The organism is Citrobacter sp. Cpo065 (assembly GCF_030332805.1).
Lineage (GTDB): Bacteria > Pseudomonadota > Gammaproteobacteria > Enterobacterales > Enterobacteriaceae > Citrobacter > Citrobacter portucalensis.
This window is the reverse complement of sequence record NZ_JAOWHC010000019.1, coordinates 53486-68712: the sequence shown is the minus strand read 5'-3', so window position 1 is coordinate 68712 and position 15227 is coordinate 53486. Positions and strand designations below refer to the sequence as shown.

Annotated in this window: 13 protein-coding genes; 5 read left to right on the top strand and 8 right to left on the bottom strand. The window is 53.2% G+C overall.

Annotated features, from left to right (window positions below; genetic code table 11):
- Window positions 1-11: 11 nt before the first annotated feature.
- The gene (gene cybC, locus OGY68_RS01000) at window positions 12-398 is read right to left on the bottom strand and encodes a cytochrome b562 (RefSeq protein WP_003025756.1); all 387 of its coding nucleotides are present in this window, start codon (window positions 396-398) and stop codon (window positions 12-14) included.
- Window positions 399-484: 86 nt separating this feature from the next.
- Window positions 485-1837: a metalloprotease PmbA gene (gene pmbA, locus OGY68_RS00995; RefSeq protein ID WP_003830385.1), complete on the bottom strand. Its 1353-nt coding sequence runs from the start codon at window positions 1835-1837 to the stop codon at window positions 485-487.
- Between the two features lie 95 nt (window positions 1838-1932).
- On the opposite strand from pmbA, the gene yjgA reads away from it, so the two are divergent.
- Window positions 1933-2484: a ribosome biogenesis factor YjgA gene (gene yjgA / locus OGY68_RS00990; protein WP_008786039.1), complete on the top strand. Its 552-nt coding sequence runs from the start codon at window positions 1933-1935 to the stop codon at window positions 2482-2484.
- 99 nt (window positions 2485-2583) lie between these two features.
- On the opposite strand, the gene mpl is transcribed toward yjgA, so the two are convergent.
- A complete protein-coding gene (gene mpl / locus OGY68_RS00985) occupies window positions 2584-3960 on the bottom strand; it encodes a UDP-N-acetylmuramate:L-alanyl-gamma-D-glutamyl-meso-diaminopimelate ligase (protein WP_003830388.1) in 1377 nt (458 codons plus the stop codon).
- A gap of 175 nt (window positions 3961-4135) precedes the next feature.
- Between mpl and fbp the strand changes: the two genes are divergently transcribed.
- A complete protein-coding gene (gene fbp / locus OGY68_RS00980) occupies window positions 4136-5134 on the top strand; it encodes a class 1 fructose-bisphosphatase (RefSeq protein WP_057066559.1) in 999 nt (332 codons plus the stop codon).
- 76 nt (window positions 5135-5210) lie between these two features.
- On the opposite strand, the gene OGY68_RS00975 is transcribed toward fbp, so the two are convergent.
- From OGY68_RS00975 to ytfQ, 5 genes are all read right to left on the bottom strand, one after another.
- Complete coding sequence (locus OGY68_RS00975) at window positions 5211-6323, bottom strand: methyl-accepting chemotaxis protein (protein WP_074439548.1); 1113 nt, start codon at window positions 6321-6323, stop codon at window positions 5211-5213.
- A gap of 103 nt (window positions 6324-6426) precedes the next feature.
- Entirely contained in the window at window positions 6427-7428 is a 1002-nt protein-coding gene (yjfF, locus tag OGY68_RS00970; RefSeq protein ID WP_286616747.1) for a galactofuranose ABC transporter, permease protein YjfF, read from the bottom strand.
- Window positions 7415-8437 (bottom strand): galactofuranose ABC transporter, ATP-binding protein YtfT, encoded by a 1023-nt coding sequence (ytfT, locus tag OGY68_RS00965; RefSeq protein ID WP_286616744.1) that lies wholly within the window; start codon window positions 8435-8437, stop codon window positions 7415-7417. The genes yjfF and ytfT overlap by 14 nt, the downstream gene beginning before the upstream one ends.
- A gap of 13 nt (window positions 8438-8450) precedes the next feature.
- On the bottom strand, window positions 8451-9953 hold the full coding sequence (ytfR, locus tag OGY68_RS00960; protein WP_057066561.1) for a galactofuranose ABC transporter, ATP-binding protein YtfR: 1503 nt from the start codon (window positions 9951-9953) through the stop codon (window positions 8451-8453).
- A 103-nt stretch (window positions 9954-10056) separates the two neighbouring features.
- Window positions 10057-11013 (bottom strand): galactofuranose ABC transporter substrate-binding protein YtfQ, encoded by a 957-nt coding sequence (gene ytfQ / locus OGY68_RS00955; RefSeq protein ID WP_008786033.1) that lies wholly within the window; start codon window positions 11011-11013, stop codon window positions 10057-10059.
- Between the two features lie 309 nt (window positions 11014-11322).
- On the opposite strand from ytfQ, the gene ppa reads away from it, so the two are divergent.
- From ppa to OGY68_RS00940, 3 genes are all read left to right on the top strand, one after another.
- Window positions 11323-11850 carry an inorganic diphosphatase gene (gene ppa, locus OGY68_RS00950; protein ID WP_003025726.1) on the top strand — a complete coding sequence of 176 codons (528 nt, stop codon included), beginning with the start codon at window positions 11323-11325 and terminating at the stop codon, window positions 11848-11850.
- Between the two features lie 199 nt (window positions 11851-12049).
- Window positions 12050-13120: a 7-bladed beta-propeller protein YncE gene (gene yncE, locus OGY68_RS00945; protein WP_286616742.1), complete on the top strand. Its 1071-nt coding sequence runs from the start codon at window positions 12050-12052 to the stop codon at window positions 13118-13120.
- Between the two features lie 84 nt (window positions 13121-13204).
- Window positions 13205-15214, top strand: coding sequence for a TonB-dependent receptor domain-containing protein (locus OGY68_RS00940; protein ID WP_020996258.1), 2010 nt, complete (start codon window positions 13205-13207; stop codon window positions 15212-15214).
- The last annotated feature ends 13 nt before the right edge of the window (window positions 15215-15227 follow it).

The following is a 15227-nucleotide window of genomic DNA, read 5'->3' as shown; positions in this document are numbered from 1 at the left end:
GATAGCGCAGATTAGCGGAACTTCTTGTGGTTTTCGTTGCGCGTGGTTTTCAGCTCTTCCGCAACGGCTTTCGCCTCTTTAACTTTACCTTCGTTCGCCAGCTTCAGCGCGCCGTCAATCTGGCCGATCAGCGTGTCAAAACCGTGACGGAAATCCTTCATCTCCGGGCTATCCGGGGATTTGTTTTCCAGCTTCGGCGGCGTTCCCTTTTGTGCGTCCAGCGCAGCTGCACGCATTTTGGTTAACGCATCTTTCAGTTCGGTCGCATTATCCGTTTTTTCGACGATTTTCAGGTTGTCGTTGAGGATCCCCATATCGTCTTCAAGATCGGCTGCAAACGCAGAAGAACCAAGAACCAGCGTTGAAGCTGCGACGATCGCTAACAGGTGTTTACGCATTGCTCACTTCCTTTTTTATTATTCAAAAATAAACAAACGCCAGATACCCTCAATAATTCACGCCACAGCTTGAAGTATGACGGATATTATTGCCCGGCGATCTTCATCTCCGGCAACAGGACCGAACCACACTGAATATTACTGCGCGTTTCAATATCGTTGCCGACGGTGACGATATTACGCCACATCTCTTTTAAGTTACCGGCGATGGTAATTTCACTCACCGGGTACTGAATTTCACCGTTTTCGACCCAGAAGCCCGCCGCGCCGCGCGAGTAATCGCCGGTAATGCCGCTTACGCCCTGTCCCATCAGCTCGGTAACCACAAGACCTGTGCCCATCTCTTTGAGCAACTGCTCGAAGCTTAGACCCTGTCCCGGAATTCGCCAGTTGTGGATCCCGCCTGCATGACCGGTGCTCTTAAGCCCCAGCTTACGTGCAGAATAATTGGTCAGCAGCCACTGAGTCAGCACACCGTCTTTAATAATGTCGCGGCGTTCAGTCCGTACGCCTTCGCTGTCGAACGGTGAAGACGCCAGCCCTTTCAGCAGGTGCGGATGTTCTTCAATGGTCAGCCATTCCGGCAGAATTTGCTTGCCCAGCGAGTCGAGCAGGAAGGTGGATTTGCGGTACACCGAGCCGCCTGCAATGGCGCCAACCAGGTGTCCGAACAGTCCGGTCGCCACTTCATTGGCGAAAATCACCGGCGCTTTCATGGTGGAAAGCTTACGCGGAGACAGGCGAGATAAGGTACGGCGAGCACAATCTGCCCCCACCCATTCCGGCGTTTGCAGATCGCCCATCGCCCGGCCAATGGTGTAGGCGTAATCACGCTCCATATCACCATTTTCTTCTGCGATTACGCAGCTGGAAAGAGAATGGCGCGTGGAGCAGTAGCCCTGCAGCATACCGTGGCTGTTGCCAAACACTTTGATGCCATAGTGGCTGTTAAAGCTGCCGCCTTCGGTATTGGTGATGCGTTTGTCGGCCTGTAGTGCCGCCTGTTCAGCGCGGGCAGCCAGTTCGATAGCTTCGTCAGGGGAAACTTCCGCCGGGTGGAACAGGTCCAGATCGGGCGCATCAAAGGCCAGCAGTTCTTTATCTGCCACGCCCGCGCACGGGTCCGGCGAAGTGTAACGTGCAATGTCCAGCGCGGCCTGCACGGTGCGTGCAATCGCCTGCGGGCTTAAATCGGTGGACGATGCGCTGCCTTTACGGTTCTGGTGGTAAACCGTAATCCCCAGTGCACCATCGCTATTGAATTCGACGTTCTCCACTTCACCATAACGGGTGCTGACGCTAATACCCGTGGTCTTGCTTACAGCGACTTCCGCGCCATCCGACTTACCTGACGCTAATTCCAGTGCCGTCGAGACTGCTTCTTCCAGAATCTTACGCTGCGCTTCAACTTGTGAGATTACTTTCATCGCAAATGCCATAATGTAGAGAGAGTTTCTCTGAAGTCTAACAGAGAACCGTTTTTCAGTGCGCATCTTAACTGGTAACATTAGCCTCTTTTTTTAAGGAGCCTGACATGACTAAGCAGCCCGAAGACTGGCTCGACGACGTTCCCGGTGATGACATCGAAGACGAAGACGATGAAATTATCTGGGTCAGTAAAAGTGAAATAAAACGTGACGCCGAGGAGTTAAAACACCTGGGTGTGGAACTGGTAAAACTGGGGAAAAACGCGCTGGATAAAATCCCGCTCGATGCGGATTTACGTGCCGCGATTGAGCTGGCCCAGCGTATTAAGATGGAAGGTCGCCGTCGTCAGCTGCAGCTGATTGGCAAAATGTTGCGCCAGCGCGATGTTGATCCTATCCGTCAGGCGTTGGACAAGCTGAAAAACCGTCACAACCAACAGGTCGTTGTCTTCCATAAGCTGGAGCAACTGCGTGACCGTATGGTTGACGGTAGCGATGAAGCTATCGAAGAAGTGATGAACCTGTGGCCTGACGCCGACCGTCAGCAACTGCGTTCGCTGGTGCGTAACGCCAGGAAAGAAAAAGCGGGCAACAAACCGCCAAAATCTTCCCGCCAGATCTTCCAGTATCTGCGTGAACTGGCGGAAAACGAGGCCTAACCTCTTCGTCCGCCGAAAGTGCCGGATGGCGGTGCAAATACCTTATCCGGCCTACGATCCGTTGTAGGCCCGGTAAGCGTAGCGCCACCGGGCATTTTTTTACTCTTCTTCTGCCTGAGCTTTCTTCGCCAGACCATCCAGCAGTTTTTGATGAATACCGCCAAACCCGCCGTTGCTCATCACCAGAATGTGATCGCCAGGCTGTGCGGTTTTCACCACCATATCTGCCAGTGCATCCACATCGCCGCTCCAGTGTGCCGGCTGAACGCAGGCTTCAGCGACTTCTGCTACCTGCCACGGAATGTGCGGGGGTTGCAGCAGGAACACTTCGTCTGCACGCCCTAACGACGGCGCCAGGTCATCTTTGCACAAACCCATTTTCATGGTGTTCGAGCGAGGTTCCAGCACCGCGATGATGCGCGCCGTGCCGCCCACTTTACCGCGCAGTGCCGCAAGCGTTGCCAGAATGGCCGTCGGGTGATGGGCAAAATCGTCATACACCGTCACGCCATTGGCTTCACCGCGCAGCTCAAGACGGCGACGGGCGTTGATGAACGAGCCCAATGCATTGGCCGCATCCGCAGGCACGACGCCAACATGACGCGCGGCTGCAATCGCCATCAGGCCATTGTGCATGTTGTGCTCGCCCACCAGGCCCCACTTCACTTCGCCGACTTTTTCACCGTCCAGCCACACTTCCCACTCGGAGGCATCGGTGGTCAGCTTTTTCGCCTGCCAGTGACCTTGTTCGCCCACCAGCTCTTGTTCGCTCCAGCAGCCCATCGCCATCGTCTGTTTCAGATTGATGTCGTTTTCCGGGTAGATGATGCGTCCCTGGCCCGGCACGATACGCACCAGGTGGTGGAACTGTTTCTGAATAGCTTTCAGATCGTCAAAGATGTCCGCGTGATCGAACTCAAGGTTATTGAGGATCAGCGTGCGCGGGCAGTAATGCACGAATTTAGAACGCTTGTCGAAGAACGCGCAGTCGTACTCATCCGCTTCAATCACGAAGAAGTCGCTCTCGCCGAGGCGCGCGGAAACCTCAAAGTTGCCCGGAACGCCGCCGATCACAAAGCCAGGTTTATAGCCGCAGGCTTCGAGGATCCAGGTCGCCATTCCGGCGGTAGTGGTTTTGCCGTGCGTACCCGCAACCGCCAGTACCCAGCGATCGCGCAAGACAAAGTCATGCAGCCACTGCGGGCCTGACATGTACGGAATGTTCTTTTCCAGCACCGCTTCCACGCACGGATTACCACGGGTCATGGCATTGCCAATGATCACCAGGTCCGGCTGTGGGTCGAGCTGGCTGGCATCGTAACCCTGAATCAGATCAATGCCTTGCTTCTCAAGTAAGGTACTCATCGGCGGATACACATTGGCGTCCGAACCGGTTACTTCATGACCGAGCGAGCGCGCCAGCATCGCCAGACCGCCCATGAAAGTGCCACAAATTCCCAAAATATGAATGCGCATACGTCACTATCCTTTTTTAATCTGGGGGCCATTTTACGCACATGTCCGGCAAGTGAGAAACGCATTTCAGGATATTCCGCAGTTTGCTGGCGCGATTCACCTAAGCGCAACAAAGGAAATATTTGTTAATATTGTTGCGGTCGCTTTACTCCACATAAATTGCAGGGAAAGTGTTATGAAAACGTTAGGTGAATTTATTGTCGAAAAGCAGCACGAGTTTTCTCATGCTACCGGTGAGCTCACTGCTTTGTTGTCGGCAATAAAGCTGGGCGCCAAGATCATCCACCGCGATATCAATAAGGCCGGTCTGGTCGATATCCTGGGTGCCAGCGGTGCTGAGAACGTGCAGGGAGAGGTTCAGCAAAAACTCGATCTGTTCGCGAACGAAAAACTGAAAGCTGCACTGAAGGCGCGCGACATTGTGGCGGGCATTGCCTCAGAAGAAGAAGATGAAATCGTCGTCTTTGAAGGCTGTGAACACGCTAAATACGTTGTGCTAATGGATCCGCTGGATGGCTCATCCAACATCGATGTTAACGTCTCTGTCGGTACGATTTTCTCTATTTACCGCCGCGTAACCCCAGTCGGCACACCGGTCACGGAAGAGGATTTCCTGCAACCGGGCAACAAGCAGGTTGCTGCAGGTTACGTTGTTTATGGTTCTTCCACCATGCTGGTGTATACCACCGGCTGTGGCGTACATGCCTTCACCTACGATCCTTCTCTGGGCGTATTCTGCCTCAGCCAGGAACGTATGCGCTTCCCGGCGAAAGGCAGCACGTACTCCATTAACGAAGGTAACTACATCAAATTCCCGAACGGCGTGAAGAAGTACATTAAATTCTGCCAGGAAGAAGATAAGCCAACCCAGCGCCCGTATACCTCGCGCTACATTGGCTCTCTGGTTGCGGATTTCCATCGCAATCTGCTGAAAGGCGGGATCTACCTGTACCCAAGCACCGCCAGCCACCCGCAAGGGAAACTGCGTCTGCTGTATGAATGCAACCCGATGGCCTTCCTGGCCGAGCAGGCGGGCGGCAAAGCCAGCGATGGTAAAGAACGCATTCTGGATATCACCCCAGAAAGCCTGCACCAGCGCCGCTCCTTCTTCGTGGGTAACGACCATATGGTTGAAGATGTAGAACGCTTTATCTGCGAGTTCCCGGACGCGTAAGTATCATTCATCGCACGGACGTAGGCCGGATAAAACGCGTAGCGTTGCCATCCGGCCTACAAAATCCATCGTCCGGTTACGCTTTCTGTAGCTTAAATACGGCCATTGCTTCGATTAGCGCTGAAGACTGCTCTTCCAGCGAGCGGGTAGCCGCTGAAGACTGCTGCACCAGCGCCGCGTTTTGCTGCGCCGTTTCATCCATCTGAATTACCGCGATATTCACCTGCTCTATGCCGCGACTCTGTTCCTGGGACGCACTGGCAATTTCACGCATCAGTTTGGTCATACGCATAACCTCGGTCGCGATTTCATCCATGGTTTCGCCCGCCTGCTGCGCCAGTTCACTGCCTTCCCCCACATGGGTGTGCGAATCGCTGATTAGCGTACGGATCTCTTTGGCCGCCTCGGCGCTGCGGCTGGCCAGATTACGCACTTCACCTGCCACAACCGCAAAGCCCCGCCCCTGCTCACCAGCTCGCGCCGCTTCAACGGAAGCATTGAGCGCCAGAATATTGGTCTGGAAAGCAATGCCATCAATCACGCTGAGGATATCGGCGATTCGGCTGGAACTGCCTGAAATATCGCGCATTTTCTCGATCACATAGCATACCATTTCGCTACCGCGATCGGCGGTATCCGACACCGATTTTGCCAGTTGGTGCGCCTGTTCCGCGTTCTGCGCATTCTGTTTCACCGTCGCCGTGAGTTCTTCCATGCTGGCGGCGGTCTGCTCCAGCGAAGTGGCTGTCGATTCAGTGCGTTGCGCCAGATGCTGGTTACCGGCCGTCAGTTCACGACTGCCAATATCAATTTGCGAGCTGGCATCGCGTACGCGCTGTACCGAGTCGCCCAGCGCATGGCGCATGTCATCCATTGCCGCATTCAGGCGGTTGAATTCGGCGCTGGCCGACAACGCGTTAACCGGCGACAAATCCCCCGTTGCCAGACGTTCCAGTTGCTCAACCATGTTATCCAACGGTTTGAGAAACTTATTTCGCAGCATAAACCAAATGACCGCCAGCAATGCGATAGCAGCCAACATCGCAGCGCTCATAATACCGTGATAAATCAACGATGTAATGACACGGGTAGAAGCATATAGTCCCATGCCACCGGTCAGTAGCAGAAGGAACGTCAGCAGAGACAATAACACCAACAAAGTTGATCGAATTGAAAGGGATTTTGGCATCGTTATATTTCCGGTTGTAGGGTTAAAACAGACCTGTACAGAACCTATCGACTACAACCGGAAAAAGTTTAGGTATTTAAATGTTTTGTGCAAAATCAGTATGTTACTTTGGTGTTGCCGCCGTACCCACTCGGGTAACCGGCGAGCTTTGACGATTTTCCCAAAGCACCGTCAGACCGCGTTGTAACGCTATAAAAATAAACAATAAAATGCCAATCGCGATCTTCGTCCACCAGGAACTTAATGTGCCGTCAAAATTAATGTAGGTCTGGATCAGCCCCTGAATAGCGACGCCAAACAACGTCCCCAACACTGTACCGACCCCACCGCTGAGCAGCGTTCCGCCAATCACAACTGAGGCTATCGCATCCAGTTCGACGCCAACGCCCGCCAGCGCATAGCCCGCCTGGGTGTAAATGGAAAAGACAATGCCGGCAAGCGTCGCAAGCCCGGTAGACAGCATATAAATGCGGATGGTGGTGCTGCGGGTTGAGATGCCCATCAGGTTGGCAGAAGTGGCGTTGCCGCCAATCGCGTAAACCTGATTACCAAAGCGCGTACGGTGCACCAGGAATATGCCGATGACGACAACCGCCAGCATCAGCAATCCCATCGCGCTCAGGCGACCACCGCCGGGAATTTTCCATGCCAGGCTTGAGAGCATGTCATAAACCGGATGGTTAATTGGGATGGATTCTTCTGAGACCAGATAGCTGACGCCGCGCAGGAAGAACATTCCCGCCAGAGTGATAATAAATGCCGGGATCTTCAGCGCATCAATCAGTAACCCCATAAACGCACCAAACGCGCAGCCCATCAGCAAAACCAAAGGGAACGCCAGCAGCGGAGAAATGCCCCAATAGCCAATGGCCTTTGCCAGAAATACGCCGGTAAAGGCGATCACCGAGCCAACGGAAAGGTCGATCCCGCCAGAGAGGATCACGAAGGTCATGCCCACGGCAATAATGGCCAGAAAGGCGTTATCGGTCAGGATATTGCAAATGACCCGGGTGGAAGCAAAAGCGGGAAACTGCGTCAGGCAGTAGAGATAACCCAGCACAAACACGCCGAGGGTGATCATCAGCGGTAAATTACGTTTTATCATGACCACGCACTCCTTTTATCAGGCTGATAAAGCGTTGCGACTGCACGACCAGCACACACAACACCACCACGGCTTTGACCACCTGATTCAGTTCCGGCTGGAAGCCCGACAGCAAAATCCCGGTGTTCATGCCCTGAATAATCAATGCGCCTACCACCGACAGCAGCAGGTTAAAGCGCCCGCCCATCAGCGAACCGCCGCCGATAACCACCGCCAGGATGGCATCCAGCTCCAGCCATAATCCGGCGTTATTGGCATCCGCCCCGCGAATGTCTGCCGTGACGATAATGCCAGCGATAGCCGCGCACAGGCCGCTCAGCACATAGGTGAGCATCACGATAATGCGGGTGTTCACCCCGGCGTTTTTTGCCGCACGAATGTTGATACCCACCGCTTCGATAAACATACCCAGCGCCGTTTTCCGCATCAGCAGCCAGAACACCACCAGCGTGAGCAGTGCAATAATTACCGGCGTAGGGAACAGTAAGAGCGAGCCGCTGCCAAACCATGACAGTTCGGGCGAGTTAAAGGTGACGATCTGCCCGGAGGTGATAAGCTGCGCCACCCCGCGCCCGGCCACCATCAGGATTAGCGTGGCGACAAACGGTTGGATCTTGAGGATGGCCACCAGAATCCCGTTCCACAGCCCAGCCAGAATGCCGGAGCCTAAGGCGGCAAGCAGCACTACCGGCAGACTGTGCCCGGCCACCGTCATCGCCGCAGTAGTAGCGCCAGCAATAGCCATGACTGCCCCCACGGAAAGGTCGATGCCGCCGGTAGCAATCACCAGCGTCATACCAATCGCCAACAGCGCCACGGGCGCGGCACGGTTGAGAATATCAATCGGGCTACCGAACAGCCGACCATCCTGCAAAATCACCTGGTAGAAATGCGGGGCGACCAGGCTATCCACCAGCAGCACCAGCAGTAACGCCACCAGCTGTGGCATCCCCTTTGGCCAACGGAACCGCCGTTTAGACGGATTGGATTGAGGGAGAGATTGAGGCATCACCATAGTCTCCTTAGGCCGCAATGGCGTTCATGATCGCCGGTACGGACAGTTCAGCCAGGGGGATCTCGGCCACCTGTTTGCGATCGCGCATAATAATGACCCGATCGGCATAGCCCACTAACTCTTCCAGTTCGGATGAAATGACCAGCAGCGCCAGACCATCCGCGCACAGCGTTTCGATCAGGCGGATGATCTCCGCATGCGCGCCAACGTCGATCCCACGCGTGGGTTCATCGAGGATCAGGAACTGCGGTTTGGTCAGTAACCAGCGCGAGAGCAGTACTTTTTGCTGATTGCCGCCGGAGAGAAATTCGATCGGCTGCTCAGCGTTCGGAGTACGAATACCAAGCTGGCGGATAAAACGCTCGGCAATCTCGTTTTGCTCTTTCCGAGGAATAGGCCGCAGCCAGCCGCGCTGTGCCTGCAATGCCAGAATGATGTTTTCCCGCACCGAAGCGGCGGCAATAATGCCATCCGTTTTGCGATCCTCCGGACAGAAACCGATCCCCAGACACGAAGCCTGATGTGGCGAGCGCAAAGTCTGCGGTTTGCCTTTGATCAGCGCACTTCCGCTGTCGGCGGGTTTAATACCGAAGATCACCTCCGTCGTTTCCGTTCGCCCGGATCCCAGTAGTCCGGCGAGACCGACGATCTCACCGGGACGCACCTGTAGATCAAATGGCGCGATGGTGCCTTTTTTGCCAAAGCCGCTGAATGCCGCCACCGGTTTATCACTCAGCAACGTGCGGCCCGCACGCTGTAGCGCATGGGTATCCAGTTCACGGCCCAGCATCATTTTGACCAGTTCGATCTGAGGCAGTTCTCGGGTTTCACGGCAGCCAACGAAGCCGCCGTTACGCAGAACGGTAATGCGATCGCTGACCTGATAAACCTGATCAAGAAAGTGGGTGACGAAGATCAGACTGACGCCCCGATCGCGCAGATGTCGCATCAGGCCAAACAGCATTTCAACTTCCTGGGTATCAAGGCTGGCGGTCGGCTCATCGAGGATCAGCACTTTCGCAGAGAGATCGATCGCCCGACAGATGGCGACGATTTGTTGCATCGCCACGGAAAAGCGGTTCAGCGGCTCGCGCACGTCGAGGGAAAAACCGTATGACGCCATCAGCTCCGTCGCACGTTTTTCCATCTGCTTGCGCTGGAGCAGGCCAAAGCGCCGCGGTTCACGACCAATAAATAAGTTATCGGCAACCGACATATTGGGCAGGAGGTTCACTTCCTGGTACACGGTGCCAATCCCCAGTTGTTGGGCATGGGCGGTGTTTTTGGGGGTGATCGGTTGGCCTTCGAGCCAGATAGTGCCGCGATCGGCATGGTAAACGCCGGTCAGCGCTTTGATGAGCGTCGATTTGCCGGCTCCGTTTTCTCCCAGCAGCGCCATAATCTCGCCACGACGCAAGCTGAAATCCACGTTATCCAACGCTTTGACGCCGGGAAAGAATTTGCTTAATCCTTCGGTGCGGAGGATTTCCTGATGTTGGTCGGTGGTCATGGTTCCCCCTGCATCACGCCGGATGGCGCTACGCTTATCCGGCCTACAAAAGAGCGTAATGTAGGCCGGGCAAGCGCAGCGCCCCCGGCATTTTCATGAAGGCTTAGTAGCCCATGTTTTTCTTCTTCTCTAACTCTTCTTTCGCCGTATCCGGCAGATAGAGGATCGACTTGGTAATGGTCAGCTTCTCAGGCATCGTGCCGTCTTTTTTGAATTTCTCCAGCGCGTCGAATGCCGGACCAGCCATATTCGGCGTCAGCTCGACGCTGGCGTTGGCTTCGCCGTCAATCATCGCTTTGTAGATATCCGGTACGCCATCGATGGAACCGGTGAGAATATCTTTGCCAGGTTTCAGGCCCGCTTCTTTGATGGCCTGAATCGCACCGATCACCATGTCATCGTTGTGGGCGTAAACCATACAGATGTTCTTGCCGTTGTTTTCCGCTTTGATAAAGCTCTCCATCACTTCTTTCCCTTTACTGCGGGTGAAGTCACCGGACTGAGAGCGAATAATTTTGATGTTTGGCGCATTAGCGATAGCTTCAGCAAAGCCTTTTTTACGATCGATCGCCACGCTGGCCCCAACGGTCCCTTGCAGCTCAACGACGTTACACGGCTTGCCGTCCACTTGTTTAATCAGCCAGTCGCCGATCAATTTACCTTCCAGCACGTTGTCGGCGGTGACGGTGGTCATATAGAGAGATTTGTCTTTTACATCGATGGAACGATCGAGCAAAAAGACCGGAATGTCGGCATCTTTAGCTTCTTTTAAAACCGGCTCCCAACCCGTTGCCACGACCGGCGCAATAAAGATGGCGTCGACGCCCTGCGCAACAAATGAGCGGACTGCTTTAATCTGGTTTTCCTGCTTTTGCTGGCCATCAGCGATTTTCAGCGTAATTCCCCGCTTTTCGGCCTCGCTTTTCGCGACGTTGGTTTCTGCGGCGCGCCAGCCGGATTCAGAGCCAACCTGCGAAAATCCTACGGTTAAAGGGGCTGCCATTGCCATAGACGACATGGCTGCCGAAACTGCTGTGACTAAAAGTAAGCGCTTCCACATAAGTGCGTCCTCGTAGGGTGATTATTGTTGGTTAATTAACCGTTGCGAAAAAACTATAGACAATTGAGCATGTAACGGATTGCGTTACATCACACTTCAAAAAAGTAAATAAAACGTTAATCACAACTTTGTAATCGCTTTCATCTCGCTATGAAAAATGCGGCTGAAGATATGGATTTTTCTGTCACGAGAGAGAGGTAAAAAGAAGAAAATGCACGCAGAGAAAGCGAAAACAAGCGGAGACATTCCGCGCGAGTTGGCTATAATACCCGCCACTTGTTTGCCATAGCTTATTTAAAGGAAACAGACATGAGCTTACTCAACGTCCCTGCCGGTAAAGACCTGCCGGAAGATATCTACGTTGTTATCGAGATCCCTGCGAACGCAGATCCGATCAAATACGAAGTTGACAAAGAGAGCGGCGCCCTGTTCGTTGACCGCTTCATGTCCACCGCGATGTTCTACCCGTGCAACTACGGTTACATCAACCACACCCTGTCTCTGGACGGTGACCCGGTAGACGTTCTGGTCCCGACTCCGTACCCGCTGGAGCCAGGTTCAGTGATCCGCTGCCGTCCGGTTGGCGTACTGAAAATGACCGACGAATCCGGTGAAGATGCGAAACTGGTTGCGGTACCGCACACCAAGCTGAGCAAAGAATACGATCACATCAAAGATGTGACCGACCTGCCGGAACTGCTGAAAGCGCAGATCACCCACTTCTTCGAACACTACAAAGATCTCGAAGCGGGCAAATGGGTGAAAGTTGACGGTTGGGACAACGCTGAAGCTGCTAAAGCTGAAATCGTTGCTTCCTTCGAGCGCGCGAAGAAGTAAGTTCGCGTTAGCGTAAAGCCCTGAACACCAGCCCCTGGTTAGTAAGGGTTTTTTAATTTCTACTTTCTTTTCCCCCTCCCCTTCGCTGTTTTCTTTTTGACCTACCAGATTGGGTAGTCACATTTCATTTATCTTAATTGCGAATGAGATTAGATCTCATTATCATTCTCAGCATGTAAATAAATGTGAATAAAAGTCAATGAACCTCCACAATGTGAAGTCCCTGAAACGCTATTCCTGCGTGGCTCTCGCCACAGCACTGTTATTTACCAGCCTGTCCAGCGTGGCGCAGACGCTACCTGAGCAAGATTTTCTGACCCGCGACGTTGGCAACGGCGTGTATGAACTGGCGGTTGATAGCCAGCAGAATGCGCTTTTTGCTGCCTCGTCGCCGTCGTTTGATAAAGATAAAACCAGCGGGCTTATCTATAAACTCGATCTGGAGAAGCTCACCACGACTGAAGTTATCGAAACCAGCCGTCGTGCCTTTGCCACTGCCCTGGATGCAGAAAACCAGGTGCTCTATGTCGGCAACACGCTGGAGGGTTCGGTCACGCTCATTGATACCCGCAGCGGTAAAGAGCTGGCGATACTGCAACTGAGCGAAGCCAAAAACCCGAAAGAAATTGTCCATACCCGCGAAATGGTGCTCGATAAACAGCATCACCGCCTGTACGTTTCCGGCGTGGCTGAAAAGGGTATTGTCTGGGTGGTGGATACGCAAAAGCGCGAGAAAATCGCCACCCTTGAAAACATGGGCCAGTATCCGACCGGCATGGCCGTAGATGCCAATAAGAACCGCCTGTATGTCGTAAATGGCCGCAACGAACTTATTACGCTGGATACCACTAACCATCAAATTATTAACCGCTTTAGTATTGAGCCAGGCAAAAAACATTTTTTCCTGAATATTGCTTTGGATGCAAAAAATAATCGCGCATTCCTGACCGATCCTGATTTAGCGGATGTACTGGTTGTTGATATTAATACCGGTAAGGTTATTGCGCCCATTAAGGTTATCAACTCGCTGGCAGTGATATATAACGAAAAGCGCCAGGAAGTGTATATCACCCACCGTAATGCAAAGCGTATCAGCATTGTGGACAGCAAGACTTATCAGGTAGAACAAAGCATTGAAACCAATGCGTTACCTAATAGCCTGGCGCTCTCGTCTGATGCCAACACTCTGTATGTCAGCGTCAAACAGCCGGAAAAAACGGCAGGTGTGAAGCCCGATTACATGCTGAAAATCGACCTCTCCAAATATTAATAATTAATAACGCTTCTGACACCTTGCAGCTTTTCTGGGCTGCAAGGTGATGCTTTTATTTTTTACTTTTCAGGTGTCTATATTATGAAAACGCGTCAACTTATTACGCTGACAGGGATCGTTGCATTCTCAGGCGGTGTTATTTTCCCCACTCAGGCAGAAGAACTCACCGAAACCTCACGCAATAGCGAAGATGAAATGGTGATCACCGCATCCGGGTTCTCGCAGCAAAAGCGCGAAGCGCCGGCCACCATTTCCGTTATCGATCGTAAAACGCTGGATATTCAGCCGGACCGTAGCATTGGTGAAGCGATTAAAAACCTTCCTGGCGTCTCGGTCACCAACAGCAGCGGTATGAACGCTGGCAGCATTATGATTCGCGGCATGGACCCGTCCTATACCGCGTTTATGGTCAACAGCGTCAAACAAAATACCGGTGAATCTCGCCCTTACGGACATGACATCGGTACTGAAGCCAACTTCTTACCGCCGATGGAGGCCATTGAGCGTATCGAAGTTATCCGCGGGCCCATGTCCTCGCTGTACGGCTCAGATGCCATCGGCGGTGTGGTCAACGTGATTACCAAAAAACCGTATGGCGCAAAAGAGTGGACGACGGCAATTGCCGCCAATACCTGGCTTCAGGAACACCAGTATTTGGGTAATACCAGCCAGATGAATCTGTTTACCATGGGGCCGATTGTGCCCGATGTTCTCGGCCTTAGCGTAGCGGCCGACTGGCTCGACCGTCGCGATGACGATCGCAATAACTATTTCGGCAAACACAACCGTAAATCCGTTGATATGACGCTGGGCCTGGCCGCTAGCGAAAATAACCTGTTCGACCTCAATGTGGTCACCGGTGAGCAGGAGAAAAACCGTACCCAGAAGCGCGGCGCGCCGTGGTCATGGCTGTTCGATCGTAACGCCGCCACCTTAACGCATACCGGCTGGTATGCCGACGACACCATTGCAACGACCAACTACATAAATTATGAAAAAGGCCGTTCGAAGTACGTTTATGACGGCCAGTCGCCGCAGTATGTACAGATGGAGAACTACGTCGCTAATTCGCAAACCACCTTCACGCTCGACAACCATAAACTGACCGTTGGGGCGAATTTCACCCGCGAAGAGTTGAATGACCGCTTTGATGTGGCCAACAAAACGCTGCCCGGATCTGAGCCAGTGACAAAAATCAGCCGTAACGGTTGGGCATTGTTTGCTGAAGACGGCTGGAGCATTGACGACTTCATCCTGACCACATCAGCGCGTATGGACCAGGATGATAACTTTGGCACACATATTACGCCGAAAATGTACGGTAACTGGGCCTTCAGCAATGACTGGGCGCTGAAGGGCGGCGTTTCCGCAGGTTATAAAAAACCTGAGCTGCGTGCGACATCCAGCGACTTTGTCACCCCATACGGCTCGACCGTACCTTATCCCTTCCTGACCGTCGGTAACGACGATCTGAAACCAGAACAAAGCGTTAACTCTGAGCTGGGCCTCTACTGGACGGGGAATGCGCTGTCACTGGATAGCACCGTCTTCTATACGCAGTTCAAAGACAAAATTGCTGAACAAACCATTTGCGAAACTACATCGACGAATCAGTGCTCCGTGAATGGCTACAAGGCGGACTCCGTCAGTAAATACTTCAACGTCAGCAAGGCGGACGTGTACGGCATAGAACTGAATGCCGACTGGCAGATTAGCGCCGATGTAAAAGCCAACGCTAACTACACCTGGAACCATAGCGAACAGAAAAGCGGCGTAAACAAAGGCTACGCGCTCAACGATTACCCGCGCCATATGGCGAACCTGTCGCTGAACTGGGCGGCAACGCAGAGTCTGGACGTATGGAGTACGGTGAATTACCGCAGCAGTAACCGCAACAGCGGCAATAACTATAAGTACGATGACTACACGATGGTCGACGTAGGCGTACGTTATAAGCTCAATAAGCACACGCAGCTGATGGCAGGGATCTACAACGTGCTGGATGAAGATCCGAAACTGACGACTGCATGGAATGAATCCGCGCAGGTGGAAGGACGCCGCTATAACCTCGGCGCGCGCGTGGAGTTTTAAGCCTTTAATAAAC